Origin of the sequence: Streptomyces olivochromogenes (genome assembly GCF_001514115.1) — a bacterium.
Classification (GTDB): Bacteria; Actinomycetota; Actinomycetes; order Streptomycetales; family Streptomycetaceae; genus Streptomyces; species Streptomyces olivochromogenes.
Map to the genome: position 1 here is coordinate 1 of NZ_KQ948458.1, position 17,163 is coordinate 17,163.

Genomic DNA, 17,163 nt, shown 5'->3' on the forward strand with positions numbered 1-17,163 from the left:
AAATTTTGAGAAGAGCCCCAACTTCGGGTAGGTACCCGAAGTTGGGGCTTTTTTGCGTTCACCTTCGGTGCCCTGGCTGCGGGGGGCGGCGGGGTGCATGCGGGGCCGAACAGCAGCCCCGCATGCCCTCACTCGTTCACTTCAGGCGACTCGGTTACTTCAGGCGGGACGACGCGACGATCGAGACGATGTGCGCGGGGACCAGCAGCCAGACGATCGCCGTCACGGCCACGGTCGCGATCTTCGTCGCCGTCAGGTCGCCGAGCGCCAGGTCGACGATCGCCGTCACGAGCAGCAGGATGGTGCACTCGATGCCGTTGACCAGGCGGTGGAGGCCGACGGCCGAGGTGAGGCGGCGGACCCGGGCAAGGCCGCTGGAGCGCGGGACGACGGACTGGTCGGTGGCCTTCTGCATGCCACTGTCGGAGCGGGCCACGTGGACGAGGTCGGAGGACGACTTCAGGAGCAGCACGCCGATCGCGGCCGCCAGGCCGGCCACCAGGTAGAGGTTCAGGCCGAGTTCGGCGGCGCGGATGCCCATGCCGACCATGACCGCGGCGTCGGCGAGATAGGCGCCGAGGCGGTCCAGGTAGACGCCGAGCGGGCTGAACTGGCGTCGCCAGCGGGCCACTTCGCCGTCCACACAGTCCAGGAGCAGATACAACTGCATGAAGAGGACGGACAGTACGGCGCCGCCCAGGCCGGGGACGACCAGGGCGACTCCGGAAAGTACGCCCGCGAAGACCATGACCGTCGTGATCTGGTTCGGCGAGACGCGGGTCCCCAGCATCAGCCGGGTCACCCGCAGGGAGAGCGATCGCATGTAAAGGCGGCCGGCCCAGTGTTCCGCCCTGCTCTCCAGCTTGCCCGCGGGGTGGATGACCTCGCGGAGTTCCTCTAGTTGGACCTTGGTCATGCGGCTTTCTCCCCTGGAATCAATGTGAGTACAGGGAAGAGCATGACGGGGTCCCGGACGGCGGGGATCGGCAGGGTGGAATTCAGATGAGCGATGGCGAACGCGAAGACTACGGTGGGTTCCATGAACCATGTGATTCGTTCCATAAGAGCCGACGAGTGGCCCGCGGCCAAGGAGTTGCGGCTTGCCGCCCTGCGGGACCCCGTCGCGCATCTCGCGTTCCTGGAGACCTACGAGCAGGCGGCGGCCCGGCCCGACTCGTTCTGGCAGGAGCGGGCGGCGGGGGCCGCCGAGGGGGACGGGGCGCGGCAGTTCGTCGCGGTCGGGCCGGGCGGGGTGTGGGCGGGTTCCGTGGTCATGCTGGCCGAGAAGGCCGGGCAGCGGGACTTCTTCGAGGCCGTGATCGACCAGGACCAGGGGCACCTGGTGGGTGTCTTCGTGCGGGCCGAGCACCGGGGGAGCGGTGTGACGGACGCGCTCGTCGACGGCGCTCTCGCCTGGGCCTGGGAGCGCGGGCTCGAGCGTGTACGGCTGTTCGTGCATGAGAAGAACGGGCGCGCCGAGGCCTTCTACCGCAGGGCGGGGTTCGTGCCGACCGGGGGATCCGTGGCATCCCAGGGGAACGAGGGGACCCGGGATCTGGAGTTTGTGATCGCCAGGCCGTAGGTGTCGTCTGACCGTAGCTGTCGTCAGACCGGGAGTTCGTGCTGGGGCCAGCGGGCCCTGGCCTGTTCCTGGGAGCGGAGGAGGGCCAGGGTGGGCAGGCCCTGGTCGGCTCCGGTGGCGAGCAGCTCCGGGAGCTGGGGGAGCGGGGCCACCGCGGCGACGTCGTCCAGGACGAGCGTAAGTGGTGGGTCGAGGCGACCGGAGGATGACCGTTCGGCCATGCGCCGGCCGCGCTCGACCACGCTTGAGGCGAGGGCCGTCAGGAGCGGCATCGCGCCGGGGTTCGCCTTGGGGTCCTCGATGGGTTCACCGACCACATAGAGCGTGCCCCCTTCGTTGACGAAGGAATCCAGCGTGAGGGCGTCACTTCGGTTCGGGGTGCAGGATTCGCGGACGTTGACCGTGAACAGGGCGGACAGGGCGCGGGCCGTCAACTCCTGCGCTATGTCGCGGCGTTCCGGGTGTGAGGTGAGGGCGGCCTCGAGTTCGCCCGCCGCGCCGGAGGCGGCCTTGGGGTTCGTGCGGAGGGCTCGTACGGCGTCCTGTACCTGGGTGCCCTGGGCCCAGCGGTGGACGTGGCGGAAGGCCTTGCCCTCCACCGCGGCGGCGTGCAGATAGCTGCGCAGGAGCGTTTCGGCGACGTCGGCCATGGCCTGGTCGACCTTGGCGGTGGGGCGTACGGGGCCGAGGAGGGCGATGGCTCTTTGCGCGGCCGTCGCCTTGTCCTCGCAGCCGCTGGAGGGGGACCAGTGGAGGCGGGCCGGGGTGTCGCAGAGGTGGGAGGGGTCGTAGAGGAGGACGGGGCCGAGTTTGGCTCTGGCGTCCTTGGTTTCCGACCAGATGGCGGGGTTGGAGGTGACCACCAGGGCGGGGCCGTCCGCGTCTCGTACGGCTTGGGTCGCGGTGGTGTGGCGGGTTTCCGGTGGGGCGAGGATGAGCGCGGCTGCGGTGCGATTTCTTTCCCACCCACCCAGCCGTTTGCCGTCCACCGCCAAGGGCGCCGTCGAAAACGTCGGCTGCGGCGCCTCCTTGGGCAGCTCGGCCGGTTGCGGCTCGGGTCGCGGCAGCGGGACCTCGTGATGCGGGGGGACCTGTTCGGCGGCGGGAGTCGGAGCCGGTTCGGGCACCTCTGCCGGAGCCGGAGCCGGCGTCGGCGTCGGTCTCGCGTACGCCCCCGCCTTCCGTCTCGCTCGGACCGCACGCCACCGTGCCCACGTCCCCATCACGAAGATGGTCATCACGACCAGCACCATCAACTGGCCGATGAACAGGCCCCAGAAGAGCCCGTACCCCGAGAGCTGGTCCGCGGGGGTGTCCGGCCAGGAGCCCGTCACGTCGTGCGGGTGCCCGATCAGATGCCGCAGGGCCAGCGGCGTACGGGCGAAGGTGACCGCGTTCGGCCAGGCGCCGTGGGCGAACCAGCCGGCGAGCCCGGTGGCCGACCAGATCAGGAAGGTCATGCCGAGCAGGAAGGCGAGCACCCCGACCAGCAGGCCGTCGGGGATGCCGCCCTCGCTCTCCGCCTTGCGGCGGTCCCGCCCGTCCCGGCTCATCTCACGCCACCGTGGACTCGGACGAACCGTCGAGATCGGCGAGGTGTTGCTCCACGAAGGCCGCGGCGCGTTCCTCGGCCTCGAGTTCGGCGGCGCGCAGCGCGTCGTCGGCGAGATGGTCGGCGGAGGACTCGGTCATGGCGCGGTCGGTGAAGACGAGGGGGCGTTCGGTCTCGGTGATGAGGTGTTTGACCACCTGGACGTTGCCGTTGACGTCCCAGACGGCGATACCGGGCGTCAGGGTCGGGATGATCTCGACGGCCCACCGGGGCAGGCCGATCACCCGGCCCGTCGCCCGTGCCTCGTCCGCCTTCTGGGCGTAGATCGTCCGGGTGGACGCCATCTTCAGGATCGCGGCCGCCTCCTTGGCCGCGGCGCCGTCCACCACGTCGGACAGGTGGTGGACGACCGCCACGAAGGACAGACCCAGGCGTCGGCCGAACTTCAGCAGGCGCTGGAAGAGCTGGGCCACGAAGGGGCTGTTGATGATGTGCCACGCCTCCTCCACCAGGAAGATGCGCTTCTTGCGGTCGGGGCGGATCCAGGTGTGTTCCAGCCACACGCCGACGATCGCCATCAGGATCGGCATGGCGATGGAGTTGCGGTCGATGTGGGAGAGGTCGAAGACGATGAGGGGCGCGTCGAGGTCGATGCCCACCGTCGTGGGACCGTCGAACATGCCCCTGAGGTCACCGTCGACCAGGCGGTCGAGGACCAGGGCGACGTCCAGGCCCCATGCCCGTACGTCGTCTATGGCGACGTTCATCGCCTCGGCCGACTCGGGCTCGGGGTGCCGTAGTTGCTCGACGATGTCCATCAGTACGGGCTGACGCTCGACGATCGTCTCGTTGACATAGGCGTGTGCGACCTTGAGGGCGAAGCCGGAGCGCTCGTCGAGGCCGTGGCCCATCGCGACCTCGATGATGGTGCGCAGCAGGGCCAGCTGGCCCGTCGTCGTGATCGCCGGGTCGAGCGGGTTGAGGCGGATGCCCATGTCCAGGGCCGCTGTCGGGTCCAGGCGGATGGGAGTTATTCCCAGCTCTTCCGCGATGAGGTTCCACTCGCCGACGCCGTCCTCGCCCTGTGCGTCGAGCACGACGACCTGGCGGTCGCGGAAGCGCAGCTGGCGCAGGACGTAGGTCTTCTCGAGCGCCGACTTGCCGTTGCCGGACTCGCCGAGCACCAGCCAGTGGGGCGCGGGGAGCTGCTGGCCGTACAGCTGGAAGGGGTCGTAGATGTAGCCCTTCCCGGAGTACACCTCGCGTCCGATGATGACGCCCGAGTCGCCGAGGCCGGGTGCGGCGGTCGGCAGGTAGACCGCCTGGGCCTGGCCCGTGGAGGTGCGCACGGGCAGGCGGGTCGTCTCGACCTTGCCGAAGAGGAAGCCCGTGAAGGCGTCAGTCGCGGCGGACAGCGGATCCCGCATCAGAACATCAGCCCCTACCTGCGGATTCCGGTGGCGAACGGCAGTGTGTTGACGAAGGCCCGGTGGTGCTCGCGGTCGCACCACTCCAGCTTCAGATACGACTTTCCGGCGGAGGCGCGGATGGTGCGCTTGTCGCGGGCGAGGGCCTCCGGGGAGCGGGAGCTGACCGTGATGTAGCCGACGAGGTTGACGCCGGCGGCGCCGCTCGCGAGGTCCTCGCCGCGCTGGTCCAGGCGGTTGTGGGAGGCGATGTCGCGGGGGTCGACCGTGCGGTTCATCTTCAGCTGGCGGCTGGCCTCGGCGTCGTCGTTCGTCTTCTCCGTCAGCATGCGCTCGATGGCGACCTCGGTGGGTTCGAGGTCCATCGTGACGGCGACGGTACGGATGACGTCCGGGGTGTGGACCAGGAGCGGGGCCAGGAAGTTCACGCCGACCGGGGTCATCGGCCATTCCTTCACCCAGGCCGTGGCGTGGCACCAGGGGGCGCGGGTGGAGGACTCGCGGGTCTTCGCCTGGAGGTAGGTGGGCTCCATGGCGTCGAGCTCGGCGGGCCAGGCATTGCGTTTCGTCATCGCCTGGATGTGGTCGATCGGGTGGTCGGGGTCGTACATGGAGTGCACGAGGGAGGCCAGTCGCCCCTGACCGAGCGGCTGGCGTACGCGGATGTCGGCTTCCTGGAGGCGCGAGCAGATGTCGGTCAGCTCGCGCGCCATGACGACGGCGAGCCCGGCGTCGCGGTCCAGCTTCCTGCCGCCCTGGGGACGGGCGGCGCGCGCCATGGCCTGGGCCTCGGCGGCGAGTTCACGGTTGTAGTGCATGCACGCGACGAGGTAGGCGCGGTGCTGCTCGCTGCTGGTGGACACCATGGACTGGAGCTGGTCGTAGGACTGCTGGAGCCAGGCCGGTGCCTTCTCGTCCCCGCGCTGGGAGACGTCCTTGGCGTGGGCGTCCGGGTCGGCGGGGAGGGTGCGGGCGAGCATCTGGAGGCGGGTGACGAAGCCGTCGCCGTTCGCCACGTGCTTGAGCAGCGTGCCGAAGCGGTCGACGAGGGCCTCCTGGTCCTCGCTGTCGCGCAGGCCGACGCCCGGGCCCTCGATCTCGATCGCGGCGGTGACGGTGCGGCGGTCGGCGTGCAGGAGTACGGCGATCTCGTCGGGGCCGAAGGGGGCCGCGAGCCAGGAGATCCGGCCGATGCCGGGCGGCGGCCCGATCTCGACCTCCTTGCCGTCCAGACGCGTACCGGCCTCCTGGACGGTGCTGCGGTACGCCGTGCCGCTGCGCAGGTTGCGCTTGTAACTGCGGTTGATCTCGAACCACTTGTAGAACGTGCGGCGCTTGTACGGGATGTACACCGCGGCGATGGCCACCAGTGGGAAGCCCATCAGCAGCACGATCCGCAGGGACAGGACGGGGACGAGCAAGCCGCACATCATGCCGAGGAACGCGCCCGCGATGATGAGCGCGATCTCGCCGGACTCTCGGTTCCGGCCGACGATCGCGTTCGGCCGGGCGCGGCCGATCAGATATGTACGGCGGGGCGTGACCGGATGGGACACGTGGGAATCGGTCGTCAACGCCCTTCACCTCCCGTGCGGTTGGTACTGCTGCTGTTGCGGGTGTTGCCGGTACGTGGTGGGGGTGCGGCGGAGGGGACAGATCCGCCGCCTCCGTTCGGCGTACGGGTGCTGTGGGCGGACACGCCTCCGGAGACGGGGTTCGCGGGGCGCGGCTGGCTGTTGCCGCCGCCCGCGCCGCCTGAGCCGTTGTTGTCGGCGCGGGTGCTGTGGGTCTTGATGCCCTGGGCGACTAGGGTGGCGGGGGAGCTGATCACGGCCGCGGCCTTGCCTTCGGCGCCCTGCATGATGCGGTTGTTGCGGCCGTTTGCGATCTCGTCGCCGAAGCCGGGCACGAAGCGGTAGATCATCGCGCTGGCGAAGATGGCGAGCAGGATGATCGCGAGGCCGGAGACGACGGCGGAGAAGGAGTCCGGGCCGCCGTTGGTCGACAGTGCGCCGGCGAGGCCCAGCACGATCACGATGACCGGTTTGACCAGGATGACGGCGATCATGATGCCGGCCCAGCGGCGGACGTGGCCCCACAGGTTCTTGTCGACGAGCCCGGCGTAGACGACGGTGCCGAGCAGGGCGCCGACGTACAGCAGGGCGGCGCGGATGACGAGCTCCAGCCACAGGACGCCCGCGGCCAGGATCGACACCAGGGAGACGACGATCAGCATGATCGGGCCGCCGCCGATGTTCTCGCCCTTGGCGAGGGCGCCGGAGAAGGTGCCGAAGAAGGTGTCGGTCTGGTTGCCGGTGGTCTTGGCGAGGACGTCGGTGACGCCGTCGCTGGCCGAGACGACGGTGTAGAGGATCAGCGGGGTGAACGCCGACGCCAGCACCGTGAGCCAGAGGAAGCCGATCGCCTCGGAGATCGCGGTGCCGAGGGGGACGCCTCGCACCGCCCGCTTCGCCACGGCCAGCAGCCACAGGAGGAGGGTGAGGATGGTGGACGCGGCGAAGACCACGGCGTACTGCTGGAGGAACTTCTGGTTCGTGAAGTCGACGTTCGCCGTGTCCTTGACCGCCGCGGAGAGCTTGTCGATGGTCCAGGACGCGGCCTCGGCGCAGCCCTTGGCCAGCGAGGAGAGGGGGTCGAGCGTGGAGGTGGTACCGGGGTCGGTGGTGGCGCCGCCGGTGCTGCCCTTTTCGCAGTACTTCTTGGCCTCGCCGGAGATGAGCCTGCACGAGTCGGTCGAGGCGCTCGCACTGGGACTGGGACTGGGGCTCGAGTTCGGCGTCGGGCTCGGTGGAGCCGCGTAGGCCTGGGATGCCAGCAGAACGACCGCGGTCTGTACGGCCGCGACGGCGCTGGTGAGCCTGAGTACACGGCGTGGGCTACCGGGCATAAGTGAACCCTCCGTACTCCTCGATGACCTTGCTGATCTCGTCGGAGGTGGCGGCCTTGTCGTCGCCGGGGACCGGGGCGGGGCCGTCCTTCTGCGAGTCGGTGACGATCTTCCAGTCCCCGTCGGACCACTGGAGCTCGAAGGTCCACGTCTTCCACGTCGAGGTGACGGGGTCGGTCGAGTTCTGCGCGGACATTCCGATGAGTCCCAGGTACCAGACCGACACCTTGGCGTCGGTGGCGCTGTACTGCTCGACCTTGCTGCCGACGGGGATCGTGCGGGAGACGAAGGTGCTGCCCCGGGGCGCGTTGCCGGCCGCGTCGAGTCCCAGCTTGTTGAGGAAGCCCGTCGAGTAGGCGTCGTCCAGCGGGCCCTGGAGGCGGCCGGCCGCGGCGGAGGTGTAGAGGGTGTCGACCAGATGGTGCCGACCGGCCTTCTGGAACATGCTCGTCGACCCCAGCGCCACCGCGTAGTTGGCCGCCGCGCTCTGTGCGCCCTGCTCGCTGTGCGCGAACCCCGTGGGGATGCCCCCGGTGTTCGTGTCCACCGGGCGTTGGCCCGAGGGGGCCGTGGGGGAGGTCTTGGTGGCGTTGCCGCCTGCGTTGCCGGTTCCGGAGGAGGAAGAGGAATCGTCTCCTCCACGGTTCGCGAAGGCGATGGCCGCGATGAGGAGGACGACGACGCCGACCACCGTCACCAGGCTCCGCGAGGAGGAGCGGCCGCGGCGGGCGCCGCCGTAGACGTCTCCGGGGCGGTCGGGGAGGCGGGTCCGGGTCTGGCCCGTCCCTCCGTATCCCCCGTCGTCGCCGCGGGAGCCGTCCCCGTATCCGGGTTCGTCACCGAGACTCATGTCGCGTACGCCCCCTCAACCTCTTCCTGAACCGCGTAGTACGACGGTAGTCGTGCTGGTTCCCGCGCGGACGCGGTGTGGTGACTCGACATCAGGGAAACGCAACCTCAGCCGGTGGGCACGACGGACGGGTGGGTCGGACAGGGAAGGAGGAGATGAGGTGAGGAGCCGGGTGCCCGGCCGAAGCTAGACGGCCATGCCGTACACGATGGTGAAGAGCGTGCCGAGGGAGCCGATGATGAAGACCCCGGTGAGGCCCGCGATGATCAGACCCTTGCCCTGTTCGGCGCTGAACGTGTCACGGAGCGCCGTTGCCCCGATACGTTGCTTCGCCGCTCCCCAGATCGCGATCCCGAGGCAGAGCAGGATGGCGACGGCCATCACGACCTGGATCATCGTCTTGGCCTCGTTGCCCAGGCTGCCGAAGGGACCCCAGTCCGGGGCGATTCCGCCGATGATTGTGGTGATGTCGCCCTTGTCGGCTGCGAAAAGCATGTAAGTCACCGCCCCTAGTGGGTAGTTCTGCACCCCCTGCCACTGTGCGCAGAGGTCGGGCCCATTCTCGCCGACAATGCCGCTGTCGTATGTCGACTTGGCGTCATTGATTGGCGGTTTTCGTACGAATCCCTTGTCACCGGCGTACGCGGGCCCCTTTCGGGAGGCGTGCGACGGTATGCAAAGAGTCGTATGGTCACTCTGTGTATCACGCCTGGTCACGCCGGGCAATGAAGTCGAACCGGAACCTGTGGTGTGGTTCCGTCGTTAACCCCTTCTACGACGAGTGCGGGGCGGTCGCCCCGCCGCTCCTCGCAGCATCCCCGCGCGCCCGCCGTGTTTCTGACGGGTTGTCGAGCCGATGTTCTCCGGGTCGCGCGTCCGCCCGATGTGGACGCACGGCCGCTGCCCCGAAGGCTATCCCCGTCTCCGTGGCGCACGGAAACGGGCCGCGGCTGGTTGCCGCGGCCCGTTCCCCGCACTGCCGGAGGATCCCCACGTCCTCCCCGGCAGTTCCCCCCGCTTTGCCGTGCTTTCGGGGGTTTTCCGTGTCTCCGGCGGGTCAGCCGGTGAAGGCCGCGACTCCCTCCGGGGTGCCCCAGCCGGTCGGGCCGTCGTAGCCCGACTTCGCGGTGCACAGATAGCTGGAGCCGCAGCTGCCGTTGCTGCCGGAGGTGACGTCGTTGAGAGCCGAGGTGCCGGCCGACGCGTAGGGGAAGGACGCCGGGTAGGAGGTGCTGGAGGGGGTGCCGCCGAGGGCGTACACACCGGCGATGATCGGCGAGGACGCGCTCGTGCCGCCGAAGGTGTACCAGCCGGCCGTGACCCCGTAGGAGTCGTAGACCGAGACGCCGGTGGCCGGGTCGGCGACGGCCGAGACGTCGGCGATGGTCCGCTTCGAGCAGCCCGTGTCCGTCTGCCAGGTCGGCTTCGCGTCGTACGAGGAGCAGCCGGAGCCGGTGCCCTCGGTGCTGCTGGTCTCCCAGACGCTCTCGGTCCAGCCGCGGCTGTTGGAGCTGGTGGACAGGGCGGTGCCGCCGACGGAGGTCACGTACTTGGAGGCGGCCGGGTACTCGGCGCCGTAGCCGGAGTCACCCGCGGAGACGGTGATGGCGACGCCGGGGTGGTTGAAGTACGAGGTGTCGTAGGAGGTGTCGGAGGAGGACTCCGAGCCGCCGTAGCTGTTGGAGACGTACTTCGCGCCCAGGGTCACGGCCTCGTTCACCGCCTTGCCGAGGTTGGCCATGGTGGCGGAGGTGGCCTCGACGAGCAGGATGTTGCAGTTCGGGCAGATGGCGCTGGCCATGTCGACGTCGAGGGAGATCTCCTCGGACCAGCCGGCGTCACTGGAGGGCAGGGAGGTCGTCGAGCCGGTCTGGCTGACCTTCTTGAAGCAGCCGTTGGCCGTGGTGCAGGCCGACAGGCCGTAGTACGAGCGGTACTTGGCGAGGTCCGCCTCGGCGTTCGGGTCGTTGTACGCGTCGACGATCGCGATGGTCTCGCCCGAGCCGTTGGAGGCGGCGGCGGAGGTCAGGCCGTAGGCGCTCTGGAGGTTGCTCGGCCCGTACCCGGACGGGGTGGCGGCGTCGGCGGCCTTCGGGGTGACGGCGTCCGCGTGGGCGTTGGCCTTCTGGAAGGCGGTCGTGCCGCCGGTGACCCGCAGTGCCTTGCAGGCCATCTGGCCCTTCGCGGGGGTGGAACAGGCCGGGCTCCACGTCACCTTGGCGGAGGTGGCGGCGGTCGTGGCGGTGGCCTTGGCGGCCGGGGCGGCGTTCGCGGGGCCCGCGGCGCCGAAGCCGGCGAGGACGAGAGCCGCGCTGCCGACGGCGGCCGCTCCGATACGGCGCCACCTGCCGCGTATGGCGGGTCTCGCGGGCTCTTGGGGATTCGAGGTACGCAACGGACAGCCTCCTGAGAGTGGTTGACAGGGGCAGTGCGGGTGCGCCGCCGGTGCGGTGTCCCCGGCGGAGGGCCGAGCGGCCCGCCGATGACCATCCTCTTGTTGAGTACGCGACAACAAGGGCCGTCTGGAATCCTGACTTCCGCATTACTGAACGAGGCCGCCGCGTTACTCCTCGATGGCCGCTCGATGGACTGCGGCTGAGCGCCGCTTGACTCAACTCACAGGCAGGTCAAGGGAATTACCAAAGTTTCCGACCGGCTGGGCACGATGGCGAACGGGCCGCGGCAGGCTGCCGCGGCCCGTCTCAGGCGCCGCCGATGGATCCCCACTTAATCCGTCGCCCGGCGGCTCCGTGTCGTGCGGAGGGCGATGCGATCAGCCGGTGAAGGCCGTGACGCCCTCCGGAGTGCCCCAGCCGGTCGGGCCGTCGTAGCCCGACTTCGCGGTGCAGAAGTAGCTCGTGGAGCAGGAGCCGTTGCTGCCCGACGTCACGTCGTTGAGCGCGGACGTGCCGGCCGAGCCGTACGGGAACTTCGCCGGGTACGAGCCGCTGGACGGGGTGCCGGCCAGGGCGTACACGGCCGCGATGATCGGCGAGGAGGCGCTGGTGCCGCCATAGGTGACCCAGCCGGTGCCGTCGCCGTAGGTGTCGTAGACCGAGACGCCGGTCGCCGGGTCGGCAACGGCCGAGACGTCCGCGATCATGCGCTTCGAGCAGGAGGTGTCGGTCTGCCAGGTCGGCTTCGCGTCGTAGGCGGAGCAGCCCGAGCCGGTGCCCTCGGTGCTGCTGGTGTTCCACACCTTCTCGGTCCAGCCGCGGCTGTTGGAGCTCGAGGAGAGGGCGGTGCCGCCGACGGAGGTCACGTACTTGGAGGCGGCCGGGTACTCGGCGCCGTAGCCCTCGTCGCCCGCGCTGACCGTGATGGCGACGCCCGGGTGGTTGAAGTACGAGCTGTCGTAGGAGGTGTCGGAGGAGGACTCCGAGCCGCCGTAGCTGTTGGAGACGTACTTCGCGCCGAGCTTGACCGCCTCGTTCACCGCGGTGCCGAGGTTGGCCATGGAGGAGGACTTCGCCTCGACCAGCGTGATGTTGCAGTTGGGGCAGACGGCGCTGGCCATGTCGAGGTCGAGCGAGATCTCACCGGCCCAGCCGCTGTCGGCGGAGGGGAGGGAGGTCGTGGAGCCCGTCTGGCTGACCTTCTTGAAGCAGCCGTTGGCGACGGTGCAGGCCGACAGGCCGTAGTACAAGCGGTACGCGGCGAGGTCGGAGGCCGCGTTCGGGTCGTCGTAGGCGTCGACGATCGCGATGGTCTCGCCCGAGCCGTTGGAGGCTGCGGCGTCGGTCAGGCCGTACGCGTCCTGGAGGTCGCTGGGGCCGTAGCCGGTGGGGGAGTCGGCGGCGGCCTTGGGGGTGACGGCGTTCGCGTGGGCGTTGGCCTTCATGAAGGCGGTCGTGCCGCCGGTCACGCGCAGCGCGTTGCAGGCCATCTCCCCCTTCTTCTTGGGCTCGGCGCAGGAACGGGTCCAGGTGACCTTGGTGGAACCGGCCGTGGCGGCGGTGCTCTTGCTCGCGACGGTCTTCGTCGCGGTCGTGCCGGCCGCAGCGCTCGCGTCGACGGCGGAGCCGAAACCGGCCATCAGGAGGGCGGCGGTGGCGACGGCCGCGGAGCCCACGCGGCGCCAGTTGGTGCGCGTGGCCGATCTGTTGCCGGGTGTGGGGGACGTGGGGGGTATGGGGGGTGTAGTACGCAACGTACAGCTCCTGAGAGAGGTTGACAGGGGCGGTGCGGGTGCTGTTGCCGCCGGTGCGGTGGCCCCGGCGGCCGGGCCGTGTGACCCGCGTAGACACTCGCTTGTTGAGTACGCGACAAACAAGAGGGATCTGGAATTCTGACTTCCGCCATACCGAACCCGGGTGATCGGGTTACCCCTCAATGGCCCCTAGATGGCTGGAAGTTGACGTCGGCTTGACTCGCTCCGCGGCTCGGCTGTGCACCGGGCAAGGCACGGGTGGTGGCGGCGGAAGCCGCCGCCCGTGGGGCCGCGGATCGCATGACCGCGGCCCCACGGGGGCGGCGCCGGCCGGGTGACGACAGGGGTCGCCGACTGTCCCGGGGGCTCGTGTCAGCCCACGGCCGCGGCCAGGACCGTGGCCGTGGCGGCGACGAGGGGGCTGTCGGCGGCGGCGTCCTGCGCGGGCTTGGTGCTGAGGACGGCGAGGGCTACGGGGGCACCGTCCGGGGTCCAGGCGATGCCCACGTCGTTGCTGGTGCCGTAGTCGCCGGTGCCGGTCTTGTCGGCGATCGTCCAGTCCTCGGGCAGGCCCGCGCGGAAACGGTCGCCGCTGGTGGTGTTGCCGAGCAGCCACGTCGTCAGGCGGTCACGGTCGCGGTAGTGGAGCGCGTCGCCGAGGACGAGCCGGGCGTAGGTGCCTGCGATGGCACCCGGGGTGGTCGTGTCCTCCACCCGCCAGGGCTCCGCCGTGTTCAGCTCCGGCTCCCAGCGGTCCAGGCGGGTCGTCGGGTCCCCCAGCGAGCGACAGAAACGCGTGATCGCCGTGGGGCCGCCCAGCTCGCGGAGCAGCAGGTTGGCCGCCGTGTTGTCGCTGTAGCGGATCGCCGCGTCGCACAGTTCCCCGACGGTCATGCCGCCTGCCAGGTGCTCCGGCTCACCCGTCTTCGGTGAGTACCCGGCCAGGTCCGCCGCCGTGTAGTGGATGCGCCGGGCGAGTGTCTCCCCGTGCCGGTCCAGGTCCCGCAGCACGGCCGCCGCCGCGAGCGTCTTGAACACCGAGCAGCCGGGGAAGCGTTCCGCCGCGCGGTGGCGCACGGTGGCCTTCGTCCTCAGGTTGTACGCGAACGCGCCGATCCTCGCCCCGTGTCGCGCCTCCAGCTCTCGCAGCCGGGCGCGGGTGTCCCGGTGTCGGGGATTCTCCGCGTACGCCGGTCCCGCGCCGAGCGCGAGGGTGGCGGCGGTCGTGGTGGCCGCGGTGAGCAGGGTGCGGCGTGTTGTCGTGGTCCCTAAGATCTTTTGTCCTCCAGTCCTTCCACGAAGTGGTCGAACTCGCCCGCCTGTACACCCAGGACGAAGGCGTCCCACTTCTTCTGAGTGGTAGTGACGATGTTGGTGGGGTCGCTGGTTTCGCGGATGTGGACCAGGTCGTCGGCGCCGAAGGCGAGTTCGATCCAGGGGCCGGGTCCGGTCGCGTCGTTGGGGGCGGCGCGGACCCAGTCGAGGTCCGGGGGGACGTCAGCCACGGGGGGCTTCCTTCCTTTTCACAGGTCGTGGATCAGCTTGTGGATGAAGTCTCGCGAGTCCTCGGGGTCGAGGGACACCGATTCCATCCGGTCGAGGAGGGCGCGGTACATCCGCAACTGGGCTTCGGCGTCGAGGAACACCGGGCCGTGGGACTGGTCGAGGCGCACGGTGTCGAGTTGGGGGACCGGTCCGCCGGCGTAGAAGACCGACTGGCCGGAGCCGGGGAAGGATCCGGTGGCGAACGGGAGCACCCTGAGGGTGATGTGGTCCCGCTCGCTCATGTCCAGCAGGTGCCGCAGCTGGGACGTGGCCACGGTGAGGCCGCCGAACCGCATGCGCAGGGCCGCCTCGTGGACGACCGCCACCAGAGCGGTTGGGGCGTCTGCGAAGAGGACGGTCTGGCGCTTGACGCGGAACGACACCCGGTGCTCGATTTCCGGTGGTGAGAGTTCGGGCACGACGTGCCGCAACAGCTCACGGGCGTGATCGGTGGTCTGGAACAGGCCCGGGATGTGCATCGTGACCGCGGTACGCAGCCGCCCGGCGTGGTGCTCCACCTCGGCGAGATCCAGCAGCGCGGCGGGCAGGATCTCGCGGTACTCCTCCCACCAGCCGCGCGAGCGCTCGGTGGTCATGGCGCTGAGCGCGTCGACGAGGGCCTCGTCCGAGCAGTCGTAGTGGCCGGCGAGCGCGCGCACCCGTTCGGCGCTCACGCCCACGCGCCCGGCCTCCATGTTGCTGACCTGCGTCTGCTTGATGCCCATGAGCTGACCGGCCCCGGTGGCGGTCAGGCCCGCGCGCTCCCGGAGTTTGCGCAGCTCCGCGCCGAAGCGGAGTTGGCGACCCGTCGGGTTGCTCCTCACGGGCTCCTCCGTCTCCTGGCTGTCGCCGGTCGCTCGCACGAATGATAGTGAACGCGATCCCTGCCGGCCGGTGAATGTGTTCACCGTTCGCCGTGTTCGTCCACAGGCTGTGGGCAGTTCGGAGCGTCGAGTGTGCGTGCGAGGGCCGGGGATGGGCCGTACGGTGGACCTGCCTTGTGACTCCGTTGGCTCCCACCGGTGACTCATAGGAGATTCTCAGTGTGGTTCCAGGATTTTTCTTAATTCCGTGGGCCAGAGTGTGAACCGATGAAGCGCACCACTCGTCCCCCTGGCAACCGGCGGAACGCTTTGTTCGTCGTGGTCGTGACGCTGGCCGTCACGTCCGCGTCCGTGGCGTCCGCCGATGACGGCCCCGGGCCGTTCGGCGTGACCGTGCAGGCCGACACGAACAAGGCGAGCGCCCGTGTGGGCGCCTTGTTCGGCGCAGGTGACGGCCTGAGCGGACACTTCTGCACCGCCTCGGTCGTGCACAGCGAGGGGCGGGACCTTCTGGTGACCGCCGCACACTGTCTTGACGGGGGCGGAAAGTTGCGGTTTGTCCCGGGCTATCGGGACGGCAAGGCGCCGTACGGGATCTGGGACGTCAAGAAGACCTACGTCGGTGACGCCTGGACCGGCGGTCAGGACGAGGACAGTGACGTCGCCTTCGCCGAGGTCGCCAAGCGGGGCGCGAAGGGCATCGAGGACGTCGTCGGCGGGAACGCCCTCGCGACGGGGCGGGAGACCGGGGCCACCGCCGTCACGGTCACCGGCTACCCCAGCACCCTCGACGCGCCGATCATCTGTACGAACAAACCGACCGTCCACAGCCGCACCCAGCAGCGCATCGAGTGCCCCGCCTTCGCCGGCGGCACCAGCGGCAGCCCCTGGGTGAACGGCGACGGGCAGGTCGTCGGGGTCATCGGCGGCCACGAGGCGGGCGGAGACACCGACGACGTCTCGTTCAGCGTCGTCCTCGGGGAAGAGGCCGCGAAGTTGTACAAGGCGGCGCGCAAGGCGGGTTAGGGGAGCGCGGGGCGGGTTCGATGTGCGCGGGGCGGGTTCGGGGAGCGCGGTAGGGGGTCGGGGCGCGCGGTAAGGGTTCGGGGCGCACTTCGCGCCCGTTTCTTGTCGTGTGTGATCGTTTCCCCGCACAGGGGTCGCCTCTAGACTGACGTCCGGCGGACTCCCGGGCGGCGAGGGGCGGTTGACGGTGCGTAAGACGTGGGTCGTGGTGACCGCCGTCGCCGGGGTGGGGCTCGCCTTCATGTCGGCGCTGGTCGTCGGCGTCTACATGGTGGCCGGGAACCTCGCCAACGGGGTCGGCGGCGGATCGGTCGGGCTCGCCAAGGGTGCCGTGCCGGCCGCGTACCAGACGCTCGTGCAGAAGTGGGGCAATCTGTGCAGCGCGATCAATCCGGCGCTGCTCGCCGCACAGCTGTATCAGGAGAGCGGATTCAACCCGAACGCCAAGAGTCCGGCAGCGGCCGAGGGCATAGCGCAATTCATCCCCGGCACCTGGGCCACGCACGGAATCGACGGCAACGGGGACGGCAAGCGCAACGTATGGGACCCGAATGACGCGATTCCGTCGGCCGCCTCCTACGACTGCAAGCTCGCGTCCTATGTGAAGGACGCGCCCGGGAACACCACCGAGAACATGCTCGCCGCTTACAACGCGGGGGCCTACGCGGTCATCAAGTACGAGGGCGTGCCGCCGTACAAGGAGACCCAGAATTATGTGAAGACGATCACAACTCTGGCGAAGAGCTTCGCGCGGCCGGTGAGCCGGGTGGATCCCTCGCAGCAGGCCGCCGCGGCGATCTACTACGCGCAGAAGAAGCTCGGCACGCCCTACCTGTGGGGCGGCAACGGAACCGCTGACCAGGGCGGACGCTTCGACTGCTCGGGTCTGACCAAGGCGGCGTACGAGAGCGTCGGAGTCACCCTGCCGCGCGTCGCCAACGACCAGTACAACGCCGGACCGCACCCCGCGCGCGCGGAACTGCTTCCGGGCGATCTGGTGTTCTTCTCCGACGACCTCACCAACTCACGGGCCATTCGGCACGTCGGTATCTACGTGGGTGGCGGGTACATGATCGACGCACCGCGAACGGGTGCCGTCATCCGCTTCGACCCCGTCGACACCCCCGACTACTTCGGCGCCACGCGCGTGACCGAGGATGGCGCGAAAGCGTTGCCGACGACGGTTTGATCCCACCCCTGAGCTGCGGCGATGTATCTCTCTTCGATAACGTCTGCGTGATCATTCGGTGGAGGGTGGAACGTACTGAAGGGGAATGTGCGTTCCTGTTGACGTAGAGC

15 protein-coding genes are annotated in these 17,163 nt (G+C 69.5%); 3 read left to right on the forward strand and 12 right to left on the reverse strand.

Translation table 11 applies throughout. From position 1 onward, the window contains the following. Window positions 1–154: 154 nt before the first annotated feature. On the reverse strand, window positions 155–916 hold the full coding sequence (locus tag AQJ27_RS22010; RefSeq protein WP_054232199.1) for a CDP-alcohol phosphatidyltransferase family protein: 762 nt from the start codon (window positions 914–916) through the stop codon (window positions 155–157). Between the two features lie 123 nt (window positions 917–1,039). On the opposite strand from AQJ27_RS22010, the gene AQJ27_RS22015 reads away from it, so the two are divergent. Beyond that, window positions 1,040–1,582 carry a GNAT family N-acetyltransferase gene (locus AQJ27_RS22015; protein ID WP_079065195.1) on the forward strand — a complete coding sequence of 181 codons (543 nt, stop codon included), beginning with the start codon at window positions 1,040–1,042 and terminating at the stop codon, window positions 1,580–1,582. A 23-nt stretch (window positions 1,583–1,605) separates the two neighbouring features. Here AQJ27_RS22015 and AQJ27_RS22020 read toward each other — a convergent pair whose 3' ends face one another. The 11 genes from AQJ27_RS22020 to AQJ27_RS22070 form a co-directional block, all read right to left on the reverse strand. Beyond that, window positions 1,606–3,135 carry a type IV secretory system conjugative DNA transfer family protein gene (locus tag AQJ27_RS22020; protein ID WP_067371418.1) on the reverse strand — a complete coding sequence of 510 codons (1,530 nt, stop codon included), beginning with the start codon at window positions 3,133–3,135 and terminating at the stop codon, window positions 1,606–1,608. Window position 3,136: 1 nt separating this feature from the next. Continuing rightward, entirely contained in the window at window positions 3,137–4,561 is a 1,425-nt protein-coding gene (locus tag AQJ27_RS22025) for an ATP-binding protein (protein WP_067371420.1), read from the reverse strand. 14 nt (window positions 4,562–4,575) lie between these two features. Further along, complete coding sequence (locus AQJ27_RS22030) at window positions 4,576–6,117, reverse strand: SCO6880 family protein (protein ID WP_096240437.1); 1,542 nt, start codon at window positions 6,115–6,117, stop codon at window positions 4,576–4,578. 14 nt (window positions 6,118–6,131) lie between these two features. Next, window positions 6,132–7,469 carry a hypothetical protein gene (locus AQJ27_RS22035; RefSeq protein WP_067371428.1) on the reverse strand — a complete coding sequence of 446 codons (1,338 nt, stop codon included), beginning with the start codon at window positions 7,467–7,469 and terminating at the stop codon, window positions 6,132–6,134. Beyond that, on the reverse strand, window positions 7,459–8,319 hold the full coding sequence (locus AQJ27_RS22040; RefSeq protein ID WP_067371431.1) for a DUF8175 domain-containg protein: 861 nt from the start codon (window positions 8,317–8,319) through the stop codon (window positions 7,459–7,461). Before AQJ27_RS22040 ends, AQJ27_RS22035 begins: the two co-directional genes overlap by 11 nt. A 186-nt stretch (window positions 8,320–8,505) precedes the next feature. Further along, complete coding sequence (locus tag AQJ27_RS22045; RefSeq protein WP_054232206.1) at window positions 8,506–8,814, reverse strand: hypothetical protein; 309 nt, start codon at window positions 8,812–8,814, stop codon at window positions 8,506–8,508. Window positions 8,815–9,376: 562 nt separating this feature from the next. After that, window positions 9,377–10,714 carry a S53 family peptidase gene (locus tag AQJ27_RS22050; protein ID WP_067371433.1) on the reverse strand — a complete coding sequence of 446 codons (1,338 nt, stop codon included), beginning with the start codon at window positions 10,712–10,714 and terminating at the stop codon, window positions 9,377–9,379. A 378-nt stretch (window positions 10,715–11,092) separates the two neighbouring features. Next, window positions 11,093–12,469 carry a S53 family peptidase gene (locus tag AQJ27_RS22055; RefSeq protein WP_425275219.1) on the reverse strand — a complete coding sequence of 459 codons (1,377 nt, stop codon included), beginning with the start codon at window positions 12,467–12,469 and terminating at the stop codon, window positions 11,093–11,095. 372 nt (window positions 12,470–12,841) lie between these two features. Further along, complete coding sequence (gene bla, locus AQJ27_RS22060; RefSeq protein WP_067372377.1) at window positions 12,842–13,714, reverse strand: class A beta-lactamase; 873 nt, start codon at window positions 13,712–13,714, stop codon at window positions 12,842–12,844. A 23-nt stretch (window positions 13,715–13,737) separates the two neighbouring features. After that, window positions 13,738–13,974 carry a DUF397 domain-containing protein gene (locus tag AQJ27_RS22065; RefSeq protein WP_067371435.1) on the reverse strand — a complete coding sequence of 79 codons (237 nt, stop codon included), beginning with the start codon at window positions 13,972–13,974 and terminating at the stop codon, window positions 13,738–13,740. Window positions 13,975–13,992: 18 nt separating this feature from the next. After that, window positions 13,993–14,838, reverse strand: coding sequence for a helix-turn-helix domain-containing protein (locus AQJ27_RS22070; protein WP_067372380.1), 846 nt, complete (start codon window positions 14,836–14,838; stop codon window positions 13,993–13,995). Window positions 14,839–15,105: 267 nt separating this feature from the next. Between AQJ27_RS22070 and AQJ27_RS22075 the strand changes: the two genes are divergently transcribed. Then, on the forward strand, window positions 15,106–15,864 hold the full coding sequence (locus AQJ27_RS22075) for a trypsin-like serine peptidase (RefSeq protein WP_067371437.1): 759 nt from the start codon (window positions 15,106–15,108) through the stop codon (window positions 15,862–15,864). A 187-nt stretch (window positions 15,865–16,051) separates the two neighbouring features. After that, window positions 16,052–17,053, forward strand: a complete 1,002-nt coding sequence (locus AQJ27_RS22080) for a C40 family peptidase (protein WP_067372383.1) — start codon at window positions 16,052–16,054, stop codon at window positions 17,051–17,053. Window positions 17,054–17,163: the final 110 nt, after the last annotated feature.